Raw genomic sequence first — 19,188 nt, forward strand, 5'->3', positions numbered from 1 at the left:
ATTGGACACCACAGCGGCGATCACTCTGCTAATTTTTCCGGTCGATATGGATGCAACGACACCGTTTCTTTCTGTCGGACATGCCTTGGGGGTCAGACTCGTCGGTGCCACTTCAGTTGAAAATCAGATTGCAGATCCAAGGTTGGATGAGCTGATCCATCTGCCCTACATTTCAGATCCGGATTTTTTCCAAGCCTTCGAGGTCTGCCTGGAGACACATGGCATTACCCATGTTTATACGTCCCATCCCGGGGTGTGGACAATACTTAAAGAGCTGCAGGAAGAACAGGCAGCCCAATCCAGTTTTCACCTCTGCCAACCCGCACCCTACCAGGCGATCTGGCAAGATGCGGCTGCCGCTTATGCATGGGCCGATTCCGCCGTTGCCGATCCCTTTCCGCAACAGCTCACCGCCCCAAAAGGAAGAGTAAAGCCTGCGCTGAAACCTGGAGAGTATGCGGCGCTTCACAAGCAGTTCCTACATATACCTGGTCAATGCGACCTGGATAAACTCACCGCATTTGCGAACCTCGCAAGGATCCTGCCACAAGGGGACCTGGTGGAGATCGGTTCACTCGCCGGTCGCTCCGCGTTTGCCCTTGCCTGGCTGGCTGAGCGTTATGAGCTCGGAAACCTGATCAGTATCGATCCCTGGTCGAACCAGGCAATTGAGTCACAAGGCCGCCAGGCGGAGATTCTGAACAGGGATTTGGAAGCTATCGATTTCAAGCGGATATTTAGGGTCTATATCAGCAATATCTCATTGCTGACTAACGCCGGTTATATTCGCGACAGTTCGGCCAAGGCGATCGATCACTACAAACAGGCAGCCATGGAAGGTACGCTGATGAGTCCCCAACTCGGCACCATCGCAGTAACAGGAAAGATCTCACTGCTCCATATCGACGGCAACCATGACTACGACCATGTCCGTCAGGATATCGATGCCTGGACGCCTTATGTTATGCCCGGAGGCTGGCTACTGCTGGATGACTATGTTTGGGTCTTCGGCGACGGTCCGAAAAAAGCTGGTGACGAACTCTTGCATAGCACTATGTTCGACCTGTCGTTCACCATGGGCGATACTCTCTATCTACGTAAACAGTAAATCGGATTAGTGTTAACAGACCCTAGAGCCGCGGCCCCAAGTCCACTTCCTCTTCACTATGTTGACGAATCGCCTTGGCGGGAGAGCCCACTGCAACCATACGCTCGGGAATATCGCGAGTAACGGTCGAACCCGCACCGATGAGGCTGCCGCGACCGATCCTTACCCGTTCAATAACCTGGCATCCAAGGCCCAAATAGGTTTCCTCGCCGCAGATCACATCACCGGCGACCCGGCTTCCCGGACCCGCGAACACCGCCCTGCCCAGGTGTGCGCCATGTCCGATCGTGACTTGCCAATCCAAGGCGACGAAATCATCAAGCCTTGCCCCATGATTGACTGCATTCATACCCATCAGCAACACCCCGCTACCCAATATTGCATGAGGCGAGACAAATGAGGACGGATTGACGATTGCCGGACAGTCGGCCTGTTTTTTCAATAACAGTTCGCCATAACGCCGGCGTGCGATCGGACTACCGATACCGACCGCGAAAAGGTGCCCGCTGATAAAGCTGATGTCGTGCAGCAGTTCGTCTCCACCCAATATCGGAAGTTGATTGATTATCTCCCCTTTGCTGCGGGTACGGTCAATGAACCCGACGGTGCTGAAACCGGCAAGTTGAGCCACGTCCTTGAGACAACAGGCATGCCCACCGCTGCCGATGATCACCAGTGGCTTGTTGTTGTTGATTTTGCTCATTGCTCATGCCTCGGCCTGCGATCAATTACCCGGCGCGCCTTGAATTGTGTAAGCGGAAAATACCCCTGTTCCTTTGGCATGACAGTCACCCGCATGCCTAATCCACTCTGTAGCTTCTGTTCGGCTTTAGCCCTGAATAGATCACTCTCTATCGTCGTATCACACTCAGCCTCGATTCGGACCTGATCCAGTTCACCCTGGCGTTCAAGAATAATCCTAAACTCGGTTCCCATGCCATCCAAGCCTCGTAACAGCGCTTCAACGTCGCCCGGATAGAACTTGACGCCACGCACGATGATCATATCGTCAAAACGCCCGATAATGCCGTGAGGCATGCGGGGATAGGTACGACCACAGGCACAGGGCTCATCGGTCATGAGGGTTTCATCACCGGGAAAATAGCGGATCATGGGTTGTGATTTGCGCCACAGATGGGTGTAGACAACGGCCCCTCTACGGTTATAGCCATAGGATTGATTCGGATTTTGCGGGTTGACCACTTCGGTATAATCCACATCCTGATAGACATGCATGCCGCTTCCGTGAGAGCACTCCATGTTGGAACAGGGATGAAGTTCCGCGACATTACCGAAATCGATGGCGCGTATGCCAAATCCCGACTCGAGTCGTTGCTTGACACTGGGAATGCTCGCTCCCGGTTCACCGCCGAAAAATCCCAGGCGCAGCCGGCTCGATGCCAACTCTATTCCCATTCCGCGGGCAGTCTCCAGGATATGCAGACAAAACGAAGGCGTCCCACAGATCACGCTGGTGCCCACCTGTTGCAACATGGCTATCTGGCGTTCGGTATTACCCCCCGCCATCGGCAGAACCTTGGCACCGATTCGTTCAGCCGCTCCGAGCAACCCCCAGCCACCGACATAGAGGCTGAGAGGAAATACGATCTGTACGATATCCGATGACCTCAGTCCGGCAGCCCAGCACTGCATGGCCTGGGCCTCGGATACATGTTCCCAATCCTCCCCGCTTATGGCAAACAGCGTAGGTTGACCAGTGGTTCCCGAGGTAGCCTGAATCCGTTTGACCTGGGAAAAGTCAACGCCCAGATAGTTACCGAAGGGGGGGGTGGTCGCGCTGCGACTGTTGCAGCATGGCCTTGGTGACAATGGGCACCTTGGTTGTGAAGTCGTTGAGATCTTTTATCGCTTCAGGGTGCACACCATGGGCATCATAGAGTTGGCGGTAAAACGGGATCCGCTCATAGACATAGTTCAACTGGTATTTGATGCGATCAATGATCAAGGCCTGGCGCTGATCGGCGGGAAGTGTCTCCCGCTGCCTGTCCCAGAAGTGCTCGCTATCTTGTTGCATCGTAATTCGTCAATGCCTGAATCATGGTGCTAGTATACCAACAATGAATTGTTATATATGCACGGCCCCGGCAGAGTACTACTTCAGTAAGCAATTCGACCGATTCGGTCTCGACACAGTGGACTATGAACGTTGTACGGCATGCGGCACCGTGTACGCTCAAACCCTGCTGGAACTTCCGGAATATCAGTGGCAGTCAGTTTGTGAAAACTATCACGGCAGCTATCGTGGCAGTGGTGATAATCCCGATGATCCCAACTGGCATGTCAGGCTCGAGCAACAAGCCAAGGTGCTGTCGAAACTTGCCGACAACGGACTGCTGTCTACCGGCAGGCCCTGGCTGGATTATGGTTGTGGTGAGGGTGAACTCGCCGGGATGTTGGATACAGGGATTGGGCAGATAGCCCGCTATGATCGTTACTGGAAAAAGGAAGGCTATCTGCAGGAGCCTGACCTGATCCCCGGTGATTTTGACATGGTGATTTCCACATCCACCCTGGAACATCTGCGCAGCCGATCCAGTATGGATGCCTTGGCAAGACTCGTGACCGATGATGGTTGCCTGGGCCTGCATACCCTGGTCCGGGGAGAAATTCCATGCGATCCCAATTGGTTCTATCTACTGCCGGTACACACTATTTTTTACACCAACCGCGGTATGGCGCAGCTGTTCGATCAATGGGGATTCCTCTCCTCATTGTATGTTGTGGAAGCGCGGTTATGGGTGTGGTTTCGGAAGCCGCTCAAACAGCTGCTGAAGGAGAAGCCTGAACTGGTTTCAATACCGGGTTGGCATATAGCAGAGGGTTTTATGGCCTATTGGCCGTAGTGGCATAATCAAACGATGAGAAACAGCCATGTCGCAAGAAATGGGCAATGAATCCAGAGCTGAAGCATTTCGCCGCAATCCCGAATTGGAGAGCCTGATAGAACGACTCAATAACATATTACAGAGATCTGCCGAGCAAGAACTTGCTCAATTCAAAGCCCCCGAACTGCCACTGGTATTGGTCGTGGGCGGTCCCCGTTCCGGTACGACACTGATGATGCAGTGGCTGGCGGCCAGCGGCTGTTTCGGATATCCATCCAACCTGATCGCCCGTTTCTATAAAGCACCCTATATCGGTGCGCTTATCCATGAAATGCTGGTAAACCCGAAATATCAATACAAGCATGATTTCGAGGATATTCGAGCCTACACCATGCACAGCAGCTTCGCCTCTGATCTTGGTAAAACCGACGGTCTGGCCGCACCCAATGTATTCTGGTATTTCTGGCGACGTTTCTTCGATTTTGATGACTGCCCCTATCTCGACGAATCGAAACAGAAAACGGCTGACACCGGTAATTTCATCAAGGAATTGGCGGCTCTCGAGTCGGCCTTCGCAAAGCCATTCGCCATGAAGGGCATCATCGTCAATTGGAACCTGGACTTTATCAACCGACTGTTCAGCAAAATTCTCTTTATCCACATACGCCGTGAACCCGCCTATCAAATGCTCTCCATTTTGAAAGCACGCGAACGATTCAGGGGGGATCGTCGTTTGTGGTGGGGATTCAAACCACCGGAATATGATGCCTTGACACTGAACACACCAGAACACGAGGTCGCTGCGCAGATCCGATATACACGTCAAGCCATCGCAGACAGTTTTGAAGAAATACCAAGCGCGCGATGGCTGTCGATAGACTATGAGCGGTTTTGTGAAAACCCGGCAATGGTCTATGGTCTGATCCGTGATAGGTTGGCCCAACAGGATTACGCCATACCTGACCGCTACATGGGACAGGCAAGATTCCGTAACAGCAACGGTTCCTATTCTGACGCTATTAAATCCCTTGAAACCGTCTATTCAGGCATTGAGTAGTCGACCGGCCAATTATAACCCCGGCTTTAGGTTACCGGGTAAAAATTATCCGCTGGTCAATACTCTGATAATTGAGACAACTCTATCCACCCTCTCATCATCCATTTCCGGTCCTGCCGGTAGCACGATTACCCGTTCTGAAACTCGTTCACTATTGAGAAGAAAGCTGCCGGCGTTCGGATAGAGATCCGAATAGGGTTTTTTTCGATGACAACAGGGCCAGAAGTAGCGTCTTGCCAATACGTTTTCAGCCTGAAGCGCATCGACTATCTGATCACGTGTTACTGGCGAGTTATCCGTCACTTCAACAACTACATATTGATAATTGTTGGACTCCTCTTCGTCATAGGCAAGCAGGTCTACTGTTGCAACATCGGCAAGTGCTTCGCTATAGGCCTGATATACACCGCGGTTATGATCGATGACCTTGTCTATGGATTGGATATTGGTCAATCCCATAGCCGCCGCTATTTCCGTCATTTTACCGTTGGTGCCAGGGTGAATGACATTGTCGACACCTGAAAAACCGAAATTACGCATCAGCCTCATGGTCTCGGCCAGCTCATCGTCATTGGTAAGAACGGCTCCGCCTTCAAAGGTATGGAAAAATTTCGTGGCGTGAAAACTCAATACCTCACAACTGCCGAAATTACCGACTTTTGTCCCGGCACGGGTACACCCGAATGCATGTGCGGCATCGAACATCAACTTCAATTGATACTCATCTGCGATTGACTGCAGTGCCTCCACGGCGGCAATCCTTCCCCAGAGATGCACACCGATAATGCCGGTGGTGCGCGGGGTGATCATGCGCCGGACCGCAGCAGGATCGAGATTGTGTGTATGCGGATCGATATCGGCAAATATCGGTGTGATCGCCTGCCAATGGAGCGCATGGGCCGTGGCGATAAAGGTGTATGAGGGAACAATCACCTCTCCCTTCAACTGCAATGCACGGATTGCAATCTCCAGGGCGACCGTGCCGCTGCACATTGCCACACAATGGGACACATCGTGATAATCGGCGATACGCCCTTCAAGCTCTCGAACCACGGGGCCGTTATTCGTCAGCCATTGACGGTCGAGTATCTCATTCGTGAAGCGTAAAAACAGTTCCCGATCGCCGATAGATGGACGGCCTACGTGGAGGGGTTCAGTAAATGCCGGCTCGGCACCATTGATGGCCAAATCGTGGGTGGTGTTTAACTGTTTCATTCACTGTGGATTAACTAGGGCCTGAAAGAAAATATAATGCAACAGGGTTCCTACAATGTATAGTTAAAACCGACAGGATCACTTGCCGAGCATTTCACCCAGATCGCGCACCATGTAGCTGGCGGCGCGCAGCCAGGCCTTCTCATTGTCCCCCCTGAAATCGTAGGCCTTGCTGATTACCGTCTTTTTGCTCTCCACATCCTTGACCTCGATATGCATGGTCAGAATAAGCATGCTCATTTTATAAATCCAGCCGATCATCACCTTGTCACCCTCAACCATTTCAGCCAGATTGTATTCGCAATGATTACAGGTGTGTATATAGGTGCCCAAGCGGGCGGCATTGACCGCATCGTTGACTTGCTGCTGCGGGACCACATCGAATATACCCTCATTTTCGATTGTCTCGCCGATAAAACCGGTAATTTTTTCCAGCATCTTCCGGTGACGGGTATCATCCCCGGGAACCGGGGTATTGTCGACGATCTCGAAAGGCAGCACGACGAGTCTTTCACGCTGCGCCGCTTTGCTTGCGGCAGGCGAAAGAATACAAGCGATCATAGCCATGAAAGCCGCCAGTTGAATAATTTTCGGGCGCTCAATGCTGCCGGGATAATACTTTAATATATTCATCGGTTGCCTCTCTGTTGGTGCCAATCACGATACGAAGATGGCCAACGCTTGAAACCTCCAACTGGCCCCGAATCGCCACCTGTTCCCCCTGCATGGCCTGGCCCACATAGGTGGCGGTATAGCTGACAGCCTCCTTAATGGCGGGATGATCCAATAGGTAACGGGCGGGATATTCGAAGCTGTGACAGTCATCGACAACGCGTGCCTTCAGGTTGTGCGTGCCCTGCTTTCTGTAGCAGAGCAGGTCCTGCCACGGGTTGGGATTCAGCTGTGTAATATCGAATTTTGTTCCTTCAATTGCCGCCTTATTGTATTTTCTCTGTTCATGCCAGAGATATTCATCAAATGTGAGCGAACAGCCGCGCCGGTTATAGGCCTCTCGCCACAGGCTGCTATCCAGCGGCTGTAACTGTCGTTTTGCCAGAAGAGATTTTATGATCTCCCGGGCCTTACTGAACACCGTTTGCCGGTAGAAGAGCAGATCGATATCGGAAGTTCCATGTTGCGCGCCAATCAGCAGAGAGCCGGTAATACCTATCCCCTCCGGATCCAGCCCGTTTGCCTCGAACAGGTCCATCAGGCGATGCAGCTTCTCCTCGATTTCATCGTGTGGGGGCTGCAGGCGCATTGTCCGTAATCTCTGTCGCGGTTGATGATGCACACAGACCAGGTCACGGTGAACCCCATGCAGGGTGACGTCCCTTGCCTTGGAATAGTGAATATAGTGTGGATGGTGATTTTTCAGCAACTCATCGCCCTCCCGGGTCGACAGCTTTTGATATCCACCCGGGATTCGTCGATATCTCAGGGTTGCGAGCACCCTCTCTTCATCAAGATCCCCAGCCACCACGGCGAAGACCAGCCCCTCCGCCGTCTCGATAAAGTCCTTCGGCTGATAGCTGCTCAAGGCGTCTATCCCGCACCGCTTTTTAACCATCGACTCAACGCCGGCACCGTCCGCTCTCTCCTTGGGGCTGTTTGATCGAGGGCATCATGTATCGCACGCAGCCGGTGTGGTGCAATACCGGCGGTGCGCTCGCGCCCTTCACATAGCGCGCCACGAAAACCGAGATAGTCGGGCAATAGGGAATGCAGTTGGGGAATATCCTCCAATCGCAGGGATCCGGCGAGACCGCTTAGCATATCGAGTGCCCTGACCTCGCTCACGAACCGTTCGAGCCTGTTCGGATCCATGCAGTCCAGCAATCCTCCCCCACCCTTCTCAGCCGTGTCGAGCATGACACCGCGAAAACCGGAGGCGGCAAACTCACCCAGCCTCTCCAGCGGCGGTTCACGATCCGCGAAAAGGACAGCAACCACCTTATGTCTGTGGGTGAGTCCGGCGATGGCCTGCAGGCATCGGGTCAGGTTTTCAGCGGAGAAAAAACCGACCTTGACATAGTCAACACCGCATTCGGCGGTTCGGCCGATTGCCTGAGTGAGTTGTTGCGGGTCGGCGGGCAGATCGCCGACAGTGGCACTGACCGGGCATCGGCCACCACACCTGGTCGCCAGGTTGCGAATCGACTCGATCGGGAGGGCACCCAATGCGCCGGTGTGGGGATTCTTCAGATCGATGATGTCCACACCAGCTTCGATGGCTGATTCAAGTTCCCGCCAGTCGATCACACTGGCCAACATGCGCGTCATAACGCATCCTCCATTTGCTGCCGGAACTCGTCCACGCGTGCCATCAACCACGTCCAGGCCATCTGCTCCCGTTCACCCGCGGTCTTTTCAATGGCGATGCTGAGATAGGCGAGTTCGGCCTCTATCTTCTCCCACGGCAACCGTCCGAGGCGGCTGACCAGAATCGCCAGTTCCAGTACGGCCGCCTGGGCCCGATTGAATCCCCGAAACGGTCGGTGGCTGGTTTCGTGGAGCGGTTTGCAGATCAAGCGCGGACGGATCTTATCCTCCTCCACCCGCAACAGAGCAACCTCGCAGTGAGCCAGGGCATCGGCCAGTCGAGGCGCGGCCACCTTGTCCGCCTCAACCAGGGGCCAATCGTAGCGTCCCGTGAGGCAGCCGGCGAAGACTCTGACATCATCGCAATAATTGATGACAGCGCACTCCCCGGTGAGGATATTGTCGAGTGTTCGCGAGGGACGGAAGGGGGCGATCACGACCTCACCTTCCCGCCAGACAATACCCATGGGCGCAATCTGATTTTCACCTTCCCGGTTGCGACTGGTGATGATAACTTCGTTGATCATGAGGTCTTCCTGACCCGGCTGGTTTTTTTCATGGTCGTACCCGGTTCCTGCTGGCGATTCATATCCTGCTCGACCTCCGCCAGGGCCGAACCCCAGCCTAGCGGTTGATCCTGCACATAACGCTTGCCGAGTTGATGGGCGATCTGCGCCCGAGCCAGCTCGACGCCCAGATAGAACGCATGCCCGCCATCTTCTTCGACCCCCAGCTGAGGATAGAAATCGAAAGGATCATCGTGGGTGACCAGGCCATCCCTGTTGTAGAGATGGATGCCTTCGTTGCTGACCTGAATGCGGAAGTTAGGATCGCGGATGTCAGCGGCCAGCTCACTAATCTGGGTGAAAGTATAGGGGTAAGGTTTTGTTTCGTGCAGACCTGTCAGGCGGTTGTCGACCTGTTTCGGCAGGCTGTTCTGCTGGCGTGCCCAGTACATGATACGTCGCGCCGCATCCGCTTCCCGCACCGCGCTGCGGCAGTGAGGGCTGACCTGCGTGGTAAGGATGTTGGTGATATGAAGCTCCGAGATGATACCCATCATCACTGCATTGATGCCGGTGGTATCGGCTTCGGTCAACTCTGTGATATTACCCACTCCCATCATCATCTCCGCGTCCGGATGGTCGCTTCGTAAACGTTGATAGCGGACGATGGATTCGGTGAATCCGAAGTGAATGGGATCGAGAATGGGATCGGCGATGTAACCACGCCCTTCTGCATCGAGCCGCCGCATGGCACGTTGCAGGGAGTCGAGGTCACCCGGCTTGGCCGGAATCAGCACAGGCCTGGACGCCACCTTGTCGGCTATCCATAGATTAGTTTCATGCAGACTCAGCAGGAAGTCGGCGCCCGCTTCCCCGCCGGTCAGCAGCTCTTCGCTCTGCATCGAATCGACACTGACCCGGTAGCCGGCAGCCTTGAGCGCCCGGACGCTGTCGGCAAGATGGGGAAAGGGTGTATCCGGCAGACAGCCGAGATCGATGACATCGGCCCCATCGGCGGCATACGCCGCAGCCTGCTGCAGGATCTCCTCGATGATGAGATTGGGGGCGTCGACAATTTCCGCGAAGATTCGCACATCGTAGTTATCGAGATCGGGGGCCTTGCCTTCGTAACCGAAAAAACGGGGCAGATCCATCAACTCCTCCGGACCCCGTTCGACAGGAATGCCGAAGTGATGGCTCAGTTCCTCCAGGTCACCCCGACAGCGACCCGGCACCAGAATCCGTTGTACATCACCGACCTCATTGAGGCGGCGTTTAATCATATCGGCAGTCATCAGTGCCGCCACCTTGAGGCCGAGGTTGTGCACCCGCCATTCGAATGCCTCAGAGGCCATCTCCCGCAGTACCCGGTGGAGCTGTTTTTCAGCCAGGGAGCCGGTCAGAAAAAGGATCTTTTCAACCACCGCTTTGCTCCCTAGACAAGATCATCTCAATCACCTCCCGAGTGGATCACACGTCGGCAGATACCCCACTGATGATCCGCCTCTTCCACAGCCACCTCGAGAGTCTTCACATGGGTCAAGGCAGCGCATGCTTCGAGTTTTGGCAGCAGCGACTCCATGATGTACCAGGCAATCATTTCAGCTGTCGTGTTCGCCACAGGCAGTATCAGGCAGTTGCCGGCCGGCAGGGAAAACACCTTGTCATAACTCGAAACCTCTAGTTGACCGCCGCTCTTCTTGATTGCGACTTCATCACTTTTGCCCGGTAAAAGAACCTTGTCATGAAGCCCTGAACAGATTTCAGCGGCAAGTCGGTTGAGTTGGACGAAATCGATCACGAATGCGTCTTCGTTATTGTCGCCATAGGCCTGGATGCGGAGATGAAAATTGTGTCCGTGAAGGTTTTCACAGCTATTGTCGAAAGTGATGAAATGGGCGGAGTTGAAATGTAACTCCCCCGGGTGAACGTTGACTGCGAATGTCTGAGCGTGATTGAGCAAAGGTTGGCTCCATAAATATTATTAACTCGACACTTTTATAGTGATGGCGATAAGCCTTTTTATCTGTTCGAGAAGTAACATGGGTCAAGGTAAGCGTCAACCTGACTATCAATAGCAATGCAAGATTGGATCCAACTCAATATAGCGGACCTGCATATAAGCATTCGAATTATCAGTTAATTCAGCAACAAAGCAGCGATACTTCAATAGAAAAATCGGGGAAACGGCCGATTTTGGCAATTATAGTGAATTATAGCCACACTCAGTCGCGGCACGATCGAACTGGAATCGTCTCTACGGTAAGGGTCGTTATGGCAAGTGGACGCGGAAACCGGGGATAGGGTTTAAGCGATGTATGACGGGAATGGCACAGATTGTGTCTCAAATATGCAAAGCCTGCGATCACTGAAACCAATGGCAATCTGAGATCTGCATGGTTGTCTTTATTGATGAAAGCATGGCAGTTCCCCTCCCTGCTCATTCAGATGGGAATACAAGGTGGCGCTTTGCCATACCCTACGAAGTCGATTTGAGAGAGACTGTCATGCCGAGCGAAATAGAAGCGCCAGCAGAACTCTAGCCCTCCTGTTGCTCGTCAGGTTCCTCGCAGCGTAGCATCGGCACTACGGATCCAACAGGATAGTAGGTGCCGTATTCGACCAGAAACTGACTCTGAATATTGTAGGCTTCACGTTCTGCGGCGATGCTTTGTTCACAATTTTCAAGTACTGCACCCTGCCTGCCCTGAAGCCAGTGAACGATTTCATGCAGAGCAACAGATGTATGGAAGATATTGTTTTCCAGATCCATGCGATCATCGAGATAGACCACATCCCCGTCACCGGGATACCAGCCCAGCACCTTGCAGGAACGTCCGTTACAGGCTTGTTCTTCCAACCAACTATGGGACACCATCCGCATTTCGGGACACTCATTGTCGACGCGATGGTAATCAGAAAGGGTAAACACCCAGGACAGCAGTACAGCACATAATTCCATAACAACCCCCAGTCAATAAACTATGGGACGACCCTATTGAGAGGAGGATTCCGTGCCACATCTGCCAGGCCATCAGTAGACTGATGTAATCTATAGCGGTAGATAGGTAGAGTACTTTAGAAAAAGCTTATGTACATATCTCATGAGTGATAGAAACATCAGATCTTACTAATATTCTGCATAACACATGCCAGCACTGATTTGACATATGTTAATATCATTTATATTCAATTGCTTATAATACTTCCCAAGAAATAACCTGACCTCAAGTGTTTGTTTAATTGCTTGTATTAGTCAATAAATTGTCAGATTTTGCCCATACGGGATGTGTTCATGCATCCAAATGGTGCGGGAACCGCAACTTATGGCCTGTTAACAGGCCCTAGTTCGAATGATCTGACTTTGCTCCGGATAGAGACCTAAGTGTGGAGATAGGGATCAAACTAAAAGGTGGTATTACGCTTACGCAGTCGCTATTTTGACGGCGACATCTCCGTTACCATGACGCAACTCCCCGAAACGAGCGTAATCCGGCCCGGACAATACCCAGGCATGGAGAGCCCCCTGTCGTAGAAATGTATCAAATTGAGCATCGACGATGCCGGCTTCCGTTAGCTTCTCAAGCGGCAGGCTGGCCTCTTCGCGGGTTACCGACTTCACCAGCAGCAGGTTGTCGATATCAAGTGCTCGACAAAGCCATGCGGAGAGTGAATCGGAGGTCACTTCCCAGCCGTGTTTGATTTCGGGATCGGCCATCACCATGGTGGTCGGCATCCAGACAGGTGTCTCGCCTCGCCGGAGCGCCTCTTCTATCTGGGATTGGTCTGCTGCGGCAGCCAGTCCCGCCTGCAGGCCGCAAAGCATTCGACCGAACTGCTCCATGGCAAGCAGTGCCATCAGGTGCGCGGATGAGTCATCGATTTGCCAAAGGCGTTGTGCCAGCCTGACCTGATCCGCGAAAGGTCCACCCCCGGGGACGATGACCAGCGATCCGGCTTTTGCCAAGACAGCCAGCCAATCTCTCAGATCGGCTGAATTGAACAGGCTACCCCCCAGCTTGACTACCCACATCGTTCGCTATTCATCTTTTCCATGCGTTGCAACAGATCCAGCAGAGCGGAGGCCTTGTGGTAAGTCTCCCGATACTCAGCCTCGGGATCGGAATCGGCGACGATGCCGCCCCCTGCCCATAGACGGGTGATTTCCTCAGAGTGGACCATGGTTCGAATCGCAATATTGCAATCCATGTCGCCATTGAAACCGATATAACCAATCGAACCACAGTAGATGCCCCGTCGATGGGGCTCCAATTCCTCGATGATCTCCATCGCGCGTAGTTTCGGTGCACCTGTAATCGAACCGCCGGGGAAGCAGGCGCGTAACAGGGAGAGTGCATCCTCCCCCTCCGCCAGCCTGCCGACAACCTTACTGACGAGATGGTGCACCCGGGCGAAGCTCTCCAGCTTGAACAGCTCCGGTACCTCAACACTGCCGATTGCACATACCTTGCCCAAATCATTGCGCAACAGATCGACGATCATGAGGTTCTCCGCCTGGTCCTTGCCGCTGTTTTTCAGCATTTCCGCAAGCATCATATCCTCTATGGGATCCTCTCCCCTGGGCGCCGTTCCCTTTATGGGTTTGGTCACAACACGACCATCACGGACCTCAAGGAAGCGCTCGGGCGATGTACTCAATACCTGGCAGTGAGGCATATTCAAATAGGCGGCGAAGGGGGCGGCGTTCAGCTGTCGCAATCCCTTGTAAGCCTGCCAGGGATCACCCTCGGCAGCGACTGAAAAACGTTGTGCGAAATTGACCTGATAACAGTCGCCGTCCAGGATGTAGCGTTTGATTCTGGCGATGGATCCTAGGTATTCGTCCCGGGTCATGTTCGAGCAGACTTCACCGAGCACACGATAAGGCAGAGTCGTCCGGGTCTGAGTCGACCGCTCAGGAACCCGCTGCAACAATCTGCGATATCTTTCGAGACGGGCCGGATTCTGACCAACCAGGCAACTGCGTTGCTCCTGGTGATCGACCACCAGAGACCAGTCGTAAATACCGACCGCCATCTCCGGGAGATGTTCTATATCCTCAGCAAGCGTCGGCAGCCGTTCAAGGCGGCGGCCCAGATCATAGCCAAAATAACCTATCGCCCCACCACTGAAAGGTATGCCCTCAACACCCTCGACCGCAGGTCCAAGCGCTTCCCGCAGCAGGTGAAAGGGATCTTCCCGAGAGCGCTCCATTGTGCCATCGTTATGCTGAATCCGGGTCTCCTCTCCATGGGTGATCAGTACGCGAACGGGGTCTGCCGAAAGGATATCGTATCGACCTTGCATGCCATGGGGACTGCCGCTGTCCAGAAAGACTGCCCAAGGTGAATGCGCCAGGGCCTCGAACAGCTGACTGCTATCTTCATGGTAGGGGAAATCCAGGGTAATGGGGTTCATGGGAGCTGATCCTTGGCCAGACTGGCAACAGCCACCGCCGGGGCGCACTCGGCCACCTTGGATTCCATCCGCTCGGCACAGGTGAACAACTCCTCGAAACCCACATAGGGTCTGTTCAATCGATGACAGATACGCTCAACCAGGAATCGTCCGACACCCGCACCCACAAGAGGAGCGGAGGCCGGGAGGCCAGGCCTGGAGAGTATCCTTTCACAGGCATCCACAAGCTGCCGAAGCTGCTGTTCAGCGATATACCGGGATACCCCCCGCCAGCCCTCGAGGTCAGTGGCATCAATATCCAGTCCCAGCATGCGTGCCAATCTCCGAGCGCTGCCGTTGACGCTTTTCTCCCCGTTGTCCGCACTGGGCAGCAGATCGGCGGTTTCAGGTAGATCACCGTTCAAACGATAGATATCCGCAGTGGTCGCAAAATGCTCTGCCATTAAATAAACCCACTCTCCCGCGAACGGGACTTTGCCTGTAATCGCCATCAAAGGTGTGCGCACCACGCCCGTGTAGATCAGGGCCTGACTGACCAGCCGTTGATGGTCACTATAATCGCATGCCAGCACCTGCTTGTCAGCGAATGCTATCAAGTCGCTGGTGGTGCTGCCTACATCGACCAACAAACCCGCCTGCAGACGGCCGGCAACCCAGGATGCGCTGGCGAGCCAGTTGGCCGATGCCACTTGTGGTGAATGCCTGACCGCCTTTTCAGGATTCAGGAATCCGGCGGGTCCGGCAAAGATTGCCAGGCTGGTATTTGAAAAATGGCGGCTCATCGTATCGATCAATGTCTTTACACCGGTATCCCGGTCGGGAAAAAGATCGACCAGCTCACCCGTCATGGTAACCGCGTGTTTAAGTCCACTGTTGTCGCCGATTCTCTCCACAACCGAATCAATACCTGAGTCCAGATAGTGCACTCCCTGCCACAGCGGGCAGGGTATCTGCTCCACTCTCTCCACACATCCGCGGCTGTCGATGAGTGCCGCCTTTGTATGGGCGCCACCGAGGTCCCATCCCAGTATTGCATCATGCCGCACCGGCATACTCCAGGTTCACATCCACCACCGATGCCTGCAGCATCTGATCAGGCAATGGAAGCTTGTCATTCAGCAGATCCAGCACCATTGAAGCCGGATTCATCCCGATTGACTCTTTCAGTCCAACATATGATGTGGTGATTCTCGGGTTGACTTCCAACACCTGCAATTCCTTCTCTGTATCGATAATATCGACCCCTATGATACCCCACAGATCGGGCAGGGCGGCCACCACCTCTCGCCCAAGTCTGTGAAAGCTGGTCCGCTTATTCAAATGGCCATTCACAACACACCCCAGAAGTACGAATCTGTTGTCGGTTACGGCTATCCGCTGGTGATTGACGCTTAATACGAAGGCCTCACCTTTACGCGCCAATATATTGAGACTGGTTGGCGTACCGTGTACGAACGGCTGTATTACATACTCGCTGCCCACCGGGAGAGACTCGAATTGCTGATAAAGATCGTCTCTGTCCCGGCAGATTCTGGTACCGTGACAACCGACTCCGTCATCCGGCTTTATGACCCAGCTGCCCGGATGATCGGGTATCCTGTCCTCGTACCTGTAGGTTGGTACGACAGAGATACCGCTTTCCGTCAGGCAACCGGATGTCATCAGCTTACTGGATGTTGTGTGCACGGCCTGCGGCGGACTGTTCAACAGCAGTTTTCCATGGCTTATGACGGTTTCGCTGATATGTTCCAGTACATTTGAGAACTCTGGCGCGATGGGCCAAACCGCATCGGCGTTTTCCATACACGCCTGCCAGGCCATGGCGAAATCTTCCAGATCGTGCAACATATGGAACTCGATCGGCAGATCTGGCCTGCTCAGGCGGGCATCACGGGTCGTATGGATTTCGATACCGGCGATTTCCGCAAGGTCGGAAATCAATGCCCTGAGCATAATGTCCCCCTCTTCGGCAAGAGATGGCGGCAAGGGGCTGTTCAGCATCCCTCCGCCCGTAATATACTCGAATACAAAGACTCGCATGGTTATTTATCCGCGTTGATGAAGCTCATACCAGTCATAGATATGATGCATAACCGTGTCGTTGTTGCGAACAGCGGCAAGCGTCACACTTACGCAGCAGCCGATACTCCCTTGTGTCGTTCCAGTCGACCGCAGAAGGTGTTGTCGGCATTGTTGGATCTCTATCCATTCGATACCCTCTATATTGCTGACCTTGATGCCATCTGTGGCAGCGGCTCGAATCTCGAGTTGATCTACGCTCTCCATCTCAAGTATCCCGAGATAGATCTGTGGGTAGACAACGGACTCACCGACCTGGGGCGGTTATGCGGCTTTGCCCGCCCGGTCATCGGTACGGAATCCATTGTCAGTTGCGAACAACTTGCCCATCTGGTTGCATCGCTTCCCTCTCCCGTACTCTCACTGGACTATCATGGCGATCGCTTCAAGGGCCCGGCCGGTCTCGACCGGCAAGCGGATTACTGGCCCGAAGATGTGATCGTCATGTCACTGTCTCGGGTAGGTACTTCGACCGGTCCCGACACTACCCGGTTACAACAATTCCTGAACCTGCAACCCCGGCTTCGCCTCTACGCCGCTGGAGGCATTCGGGATCAACAGGATTTACAGCAACTTCGTTCTATCGGTACTGCCGGTGTCCTTTTATCCACCGCCCTCCACCAGGGGGCAATTGATCACGGAGTCATCGATCGCTTCATCAATGCCTAGATCCTGTTGACAGCCATCAGGACTAAGGCTGCGATTTGGCGATAATCTCCAGGGTAGGCGGCTTTTCCCTGATCAGGTCACGTAACTGCGATGCCCCCAACTTCCCGTCGACGAAATGGCTCAACAGGCTGTCGCTGCCGGATTGCTGAAAAGCCTCCAGAGTGGGACCGCTGTAGTTACACCAGGACTGGGTGGTTTCATATAACTGCAATTCAACCAACCCGGGAAGATATTCGATCAACTGCTCCCAGATAAAAACACACAGCATCTCGGTACTCGACCGCCATGCCAATTCCGATGTAGCGTAGTTCAGGTTATGATGGTCGAACCTGTCGATCACACGCCTGTTCGCCACACGTTTCAGATATCCGTAATCCACCACGCAACCGGTCACCGGATCGATACGGTCCCGGACTTTAACATGCAGCAGATAACGGCCACCATGCAGGTTGGAGCACTTCGCCGGATGGTCTGTGATGAAATGAGCGGCGTCGAATATCAGCTCCTTGGACACTGTCATCTCAGGGGTTTTCCGATCGAACCGTTCCATGGCGCACGGGATCCCCATCAGGTCGTCTTTGATCAGTGCCAGCAGGTGCTGCGTATCAGACCTGGTCAAGGTGCGTAGCAGCAACCCATCGGATTGATCTGCAGCATCAAGCTCCCTGAATTCGATACCGTGGCGGCAAGCCTCCGCCATTATCGTCTCCCCGGCAGCCCGCCCCGGGAGTTGCAGAAACAGGTATCCAGCCTGCAGTTCGCCGATATGGGCGACAAGCACAGCCAGACTCAATAAAAAATCGGGGGGTGGAACCGGAGAGAGATGCGCATCCGCACTCAGTGCCAGATAGGCCGCAGGGACTTTCAGGCGATTGACCGCTACCACCCGATGGGTCTCTTCAGCATATCTGTATTCCTGACGAAAGAGAAAACCATATTCGCTTAGCCATTGAAGATTCCATAGCAGCATATCGAGCCGCCTGATCTCCCCAGGCACAATGGTGAAGGCCTCTTCCTTCTGGAGTAACCCGCCCCACTTGAGTCCTCTGTAGATGGCTCGTGCCTGCTCTGACGGATAGGCCTTGGGCCGCGGATAGTCCTCCGGGTTATCTGTCCTGTTTAACAGTTCTTGATCGATCAGAAGATCCAGAGGCAGGTGGTGCCGGATGGCGTACTCCTGGAGTGTCAATGAACAGCAGCGAAGCAAATGGCTGTTGTCCAGATTGGCAACCGCACTGCCACATTCAAGACATTGCATATTCAGCCTCCACGATCGATTGATAACAAACCCACTGGAATCGTCAGCAGACGCTTGTTGTTCTTATCTGTCTGCTGTGTCGGCGGTTAACCACCTAAGCCGCCACCTGTTGCCCATTCAGATGCCAGGGATGTCTTTCGAGTCAGTCGTCGACACTTCCCTGTGATGACGACATCATCAAGTAAGCGTTAGTCGTGTGCCGCAAAGGGATGAGATACCGATCCCTTCTGCGCGACAACATCACTGGCCTTGGGCTCGCCGGCAACGGCGCGTTTGATCGACTCCTTGGTTGCCTGGTAGTTGTAGTCCTGGATCTTGGCGTCGTCCTCAGCCTCCCAGTGGATGAATACGCCGACACAGACAAAGACATCGTCAGCCTCATCGGCGGGGATGGTGCCGTCTTCGACGCAATCGGCCACAGCCATGGCAACGCCGCGTTGCGCAGGACCGAACATCTGTACCGCTTGTTTGGCCCCTTTGATGGTTACCTTGTTAAACATCATGGTGTTGGGTTTACAGGCCAGGTTGGGCGCCACAACCGCCAGCAACGAGGTAAACCCGTCCTTGTTGTTGACCAGACCGTTACAGAAGGCTGTTTCTGCGGCGGAACCTCTTGGACCGATCAGGAGATCAATATGTGCAACTTCGTTGCCGTCTCCGACCAGCGATTCTCCGACCATCGTTCTATTGATAACTGGCATTTCAGTTTC

At 53.8% G+C, this 19,188-nt stretch carries 21 protein-coding genes; 4 read left to right on the forward strand and 17 right to left on the reverse strand.

Features of this window, described 5'->3' with window-relative positions; all coding sequences use genetic code 11:
- Position 1: 1 nt before the first annotated feature.
- Positions 2-1,108 (forward strand): class I SAM-dependent methyltransferase, encoded by a 1,107-nt coding sequence (locus CODIS_RS16125; RefSeq protein WP_069127031.1) that lies wholly within the window; start codon positions 2-4, stop codon positions 1,106-1,108.
- Positions 1,109-1,130: 22 nt separating this feature from the next.
- On the opposite strand, the gene CODIS_RS16130 is transcribed toward CODIS_RS16125, so the two are convergent.
- The 3 genes from CODIS_RS16130 to CODIS_RS20605 are packed head-to-tail and all read right to left on the reverse strand — an operon-like array spanning position 1,131 to position 3,143.
- Positions 1,131-1,811 (reverse strand): NeuD/PglB/VioB family sugar acetyltransferase, encoded by a 681-nt coding sequence (locus tag CODIS_RS16130; RefSeq protein WP_069127034.1) that lies wholly within the window; start codon positions 1,809-1,811, stop codon positions 1,131-1,133.
- Entirely contained in the window at positions 1,808-2,938 is a 1,131-nt protein-coding gene (locus tag CODIS_RS16135; RefSeq protein ID WP_162420259.1) for a phenylacetate--CoA ligase family protein, read from the reverse strand. Before CODIS_RS16135 ends, CODIS_RS16130 begins: the two co-directional genes overlap by 4 nt.
- On the reverse strand, positions 2,883-3,143 hold the full coding sequence (locus CODIS_RS20605; RefSeq protein ID WP_083220827.1) for a hypothetical protein: 261 nt from the start codon (positions 3,141-3,143) through the stop codon (positions 2,883-2,885). The genes CODIS_RS16135 and CODIS_RS20605 overlap by 56 nt, the downstream gene beginning before the upstream one ends.
- 43 nt (positions 3,144-3,186) lie before the next feature.
- On the opposite strand from CODIS_RS20605, the gene CODIS_RS16140 reads away from it, so the two are divergent.
- Both CODIS_RS16140 and CODIS_RS16145 read left to right on the forward strand, forming a co-directional pair.
- Complete coding sequence (locus CODIS_RS16140; protein WP_069127037.1) at positions 3,187-3,972, forward strand: methyltransferase domain-containing protein; 786 nt, start codon at positions 3,187-3,189, stop codon at positions 3,970-3,972.
- 28 nt (positions 3,973-4,000) lie between these two features.
- Complete coding sequence (locus CODIS_RS16145) at positions 4,001-5,011, forward strand: sulfotransferase (protein WP_069127040.1); 1,011 nt, start codon at positions 4,001-4,003, stop codon at positions 5,009-5,011.
- A gap of 45 nt (positions 5,012-5,056) precedes the next feature.
- Here CODIS_RS16145 and CODIS_RS16150 read toward each other — a convergent pair whose 3' ends face one another.
- The 12 genes from CODIS_RS16150 to CODIS_RS16205 all read right to left on the reverse strand — a co-directional run bounded on the left by CODIS_RS16150 (position 5,057) and on the right by CODIS_RS16205 (position 16,512).
- Positions 5,057-6,226, reverse strand: coding sequence for an aminotransferase class I/II-fold pyridoxal phosphate-dependent enzyme (locus CODIS_RS16150; RefSeq protein WP_069127042.1), 1,170 nt, complete (start codon positions 6,224-6,226; stop codon positions 5,057-5,059).
- Between the two features lie 78 nt (positions 6,227-6,304).
- On the reverse strand, positions 6,305-6,859 hold the full coding sequence (locus CODIS_RS16155; protein WP_069127045.1) for a DUF2380 domain-containing protein: 555 nt from the start codon (positions 6,857-6,859) through the stop codon (positions 6,305-6,307).
- A complete protein-coding gene (locus tag CODIS_RS16160; protein WP_083220828.1) occupies positions 6,825-7,796 on the reverse strand; it encodes a hypothetical protein in 972 nt (323 codons plus the stop codon). Before CODIS_RS16160 ends, CODIS_RS16155 begins: the two co-directional genes overlap by 35 nt.
- The gene (locus tag CODIS_RS16165) at positions 7,772-8,509 is read right to left on the reverse strand and encodes a (5-formylfuran-3-yl)methyl phosphate synthase (RefSeq protein WP_069127048.1); all 738 of its coding nucleotides are present in this window, start codon (positions 8,507-8,509) and stop codon (positions 7,772-7,774) included. The genes CODIS_RS16160 and CODIS_RS16165 overlap by 25 nt, the downstream gene beginning before the upstream one ends.
- Entirely contained in the window at positions 8,506-9,075 is a 570-nt protein-coding gene (locus CODIS_RS16170) for a DUF447 domain-containing protein (RefSeq protein ID WP_069127051.1), read from the reverse strand. The genes CODIS_RS16165 and CODIS_RS16170 overlap by 4 nt, the downstream gene beginning before the upstream one ends.
- Complete coding sequence (locus CODIS_RS16175) at positions 9,072-10,478, reverse strand: DUF6513 domain-containing protein (RefSeq protein ID WP_069127053.1); 1,407 nt, start codon at positions 10,476-10,478, stop codon at positions 9,072-9,074. The genes CODIS_RS16170 and CODIS_RS16175 overlap by 4 nt, the downstream gene beginning before the upstream one ends.
- Before the next feature lie 26 nt (positions 10,479-10,504).
- The gene (locus tag CODIS_RS16180; protein ID WP_069127057.1) at positions 10,505-11,017 is read right to left on the reverse strand and encodes a 6-pyruvoyl trahydropterin synthase family protein; all 513 of its coding nucleotides are present in this window, start codon (positions 11,015-11,017) and stop codon (positions 10,505-10,507) included.
- A 576-nt stretch (positions 11,018-11,593) separates the two neighbouring features.
- Positions 11,594-12,016 carry a hypothetical protein gene (locus CODIS_RS16185; RefSeq protein ID WP_069127060.1) on the reverse strand — a complete coding sequence of 141 codons (423 nt, stop codon included), beginning with the start codon at positions 12,014-12,016 and terminating at the stop codon, positions 11,594-11,596.
- A gap of 462 nt (positions 12,017-12,478) precedes the next feature.
- A complete protein-coding gene (locus CODIS_RS16190; protein WP_069127063.1) occupies positions 12,479-13,087 on the reverse strand; it encodes an amino acid kinase family protein in 609 nt (202 codons plus the stop codon).
- The gene (gene pabB / locus CODIS_RS16195; protein WP_069127065.1) at positions 13,078-14,472 is read right to left on the reverse strand and encodes an aminodeoxychorismate synthase component I; all 1,395 of its coding nucleotides are present in this window, start codon (positions 14,470-14,472) and stop codon (positions 13,078-13,080) included. Before pabB ends, CODIS_RS16190 begins: the two co-directional genes overlap by 10 nt.
- On the reverse strand, positions 14,469-15,518 hold the full coding sequence (locus CODIS_RS16200; RefSeq protein WP_235615254.1) for a hydantoinase/oxoprolinase family protein: 1,050 nt from the start codon (positions 15,516-15,518) through the stop codon (positions 14,469-14,471). Before CODIS_RS16200 ends, pabB begins: the two co-directional genes overlap by 4 nt.
- Positions 15,508-16,512, reverse strand: coding sequence for an ATP-grasp domain-containing protein (locus CODIS_RS16205; RefSeq protein WP_069127072.1), 1,005 nt, complete (start codon positions 16,510-16,512; stop codon positions 15,508-15,510). Before CODIS_RS16205 ends, CODIS_RS16200 begins: the two co-directional genes overlap by 11 nt.
- A gap of 18 nt (positions 16,513-16,530) precedes the next feature.
- On the opposite strand from CODIS_RS16205, the gene CODIS_RS16210 reads away from it, so the two are divergent.
- The gene (locus CODIS_RS16210; RefSeq protein ID WP_069127075.1) at positions 16,531-17,220 is read left to right on the forward strand and encodes a HisA/HisF-related TIM barrel protein; all 690 of its coding nucleotides are present in this window, start codon (positions 16,531-16,533) and stop codon (positions 17,218-17,220) included.
- Positions 17,221-17,242: 22 nt separating this feature from the next.
- On the opposite strand, the gene CODIS_RS16215 is transcribed toward CODIS_RS16210, so the two are convergent.
- Together CODIS_RS16215 and fae are read right to left on the reverse strand one after the other, a co-directional pair.
- Positions 17,243-18,478: a 6-pyruvoyl trahydropterin synthase family protein gene (locus CODIS_RS16215; protein ID WP_069127078.1), complete on the reverse strand. Its 1,236-nt coding sequence runs from the start codon at positions 18,476-18,478 to the stop codon at positions 17,243-17,245.
- A gap of 188 nt (positions 18,479-18,666) precedes the next feature.
- Positions 18,667-19,179, reverse strand: a complete 513-nt coding sequence (gene fae / locus CODIS_RS16220; RefSeq protein ID WP_069127080.1) for a formaldehyde-activating enzyme — start codon at positions 19,177-19,179, stop codon at positions 18,667-18,669.
- Positions 19,180-19,188 lie beyond the last annotated feature (9 nt).

The organism is Candidatus Thiodiazotropha endolucinida, assembly GCF_001715975.1.
In the GTDB taxonomy this organism is placed as follows: domain Bacteria; phylum Pseudomonadota; class Gammaproteobacteria; order Chromatiales; family Chromatiaceae; genus Thiodiazotropha; species Thiodiazotropha endolucinida.

Coding starts and splice junctions, on each gene's coding strand:
- CODIS_RS16130 (WP_069127034.1), bottom strand. CDS start 1,811: ATGAGCAAAATCAACAACAACAAGCCACTGGTGATCATCGGCAGCGGT.
- CODIS_RS20605 (WP_083220827.1), bottom strand. CDS start 3,143: ATGCAACAAGATAGCGAGCACTTCTGGGACAGGCAGCGGGAGACACTT.
- CODIS_RS16140 (WP_069127037.1), top strand. CDS start 3,187: ATGAATTGTTATATATGCACGGCCCCGGCAGAGTACTACTTCAGTAAG.
- CODIS_RS16145 (WP_069127040.1), top strand. CDS start 4,001: ATGTCGCAAGAAATGGGCAATGAATCCAGAGCTGAAGCATTTCGCCGC.
- CODIS_RS16150 (WP_069127042.1), bottom strand. CDS start 6,226: ATGAAACAGTTAAACACCACCCACGATTTGGCCATCAATGGTGCCGAG.
- CODIS_RS16155 (WP_069127045.1), bottom strand. CDS start 6,859: ATGAATATATTAAAGTATTATCCCGGCAGCATTGAGCGCCCGAAAATT.
- CODIS_RS16160 (WP_083220828.1), bottom strand. CDS start 7,796: ATGGTTAAAAAGCGGTGCGGGATAGACGCCTTGAGCAGCTATCAGCCG.
- CODIS_RS16165 (WP_069127048.1), bottom strand. CDS start 8,509: ATGACGCGCATGTTGGCCAGTGTGATCGACTGGCGGGAACTTGAATCA.
- CODIS_RS16170 (WP_069127051.1), bottom strand. CDS start 9,075: ATGATCAACGAAGTTATCATCACCAGTCGCAACCGGGAAGGTGAAAAT.
- CODIS_RS16185 (WP_069127060.1), bottom strand. CDS start 12,016: ATGGAATTATGTGCTGTACTGCTGTCCTGGGTGTTTACCCTTTCTGAT.
- CODIS_RS16190 (WP_069127063.1), bottom strand. CDS start 13,087: ATGTGGGTAGTCAAGCTGGGGGGTAGCCTGTTCAATTCAGCCGATCTG.
- pabB (WP_069127065.1), bottom strand. CDS start 14,472: ATGAACCCCATTACCCTGGATTTCCCCTACCATGAAGATAGCAGTCAG.
- CODIS_RS16205 (WP_069127072.1), bottom strand. CDS start 16,512: ATGCGAGTCTTTGTATTCGAGTATATTACGGGCGGAGGGATGCTGAAC.
- CODIS_RS16210 (WP_069127075.1), top strand. CDS start 16,531: ATGAAGCTCATACCAGTCATAGATATGATGCATAACCGTGTCGTTGTT.
- CODIS_RS16215 (WP_069127078.1), bottom strand. CDS start 18,478: ATGCAATGTCTTGAATGTGGCAGTGCGGTTGCCAATCTGGACAACAGC.
- fae (WP_069127080.1), bottom strand. CDS start 19,179: ATGCCAGTTATCAATAGAACGATGGTCGGAGAATCGCTGGTCGGAGAC.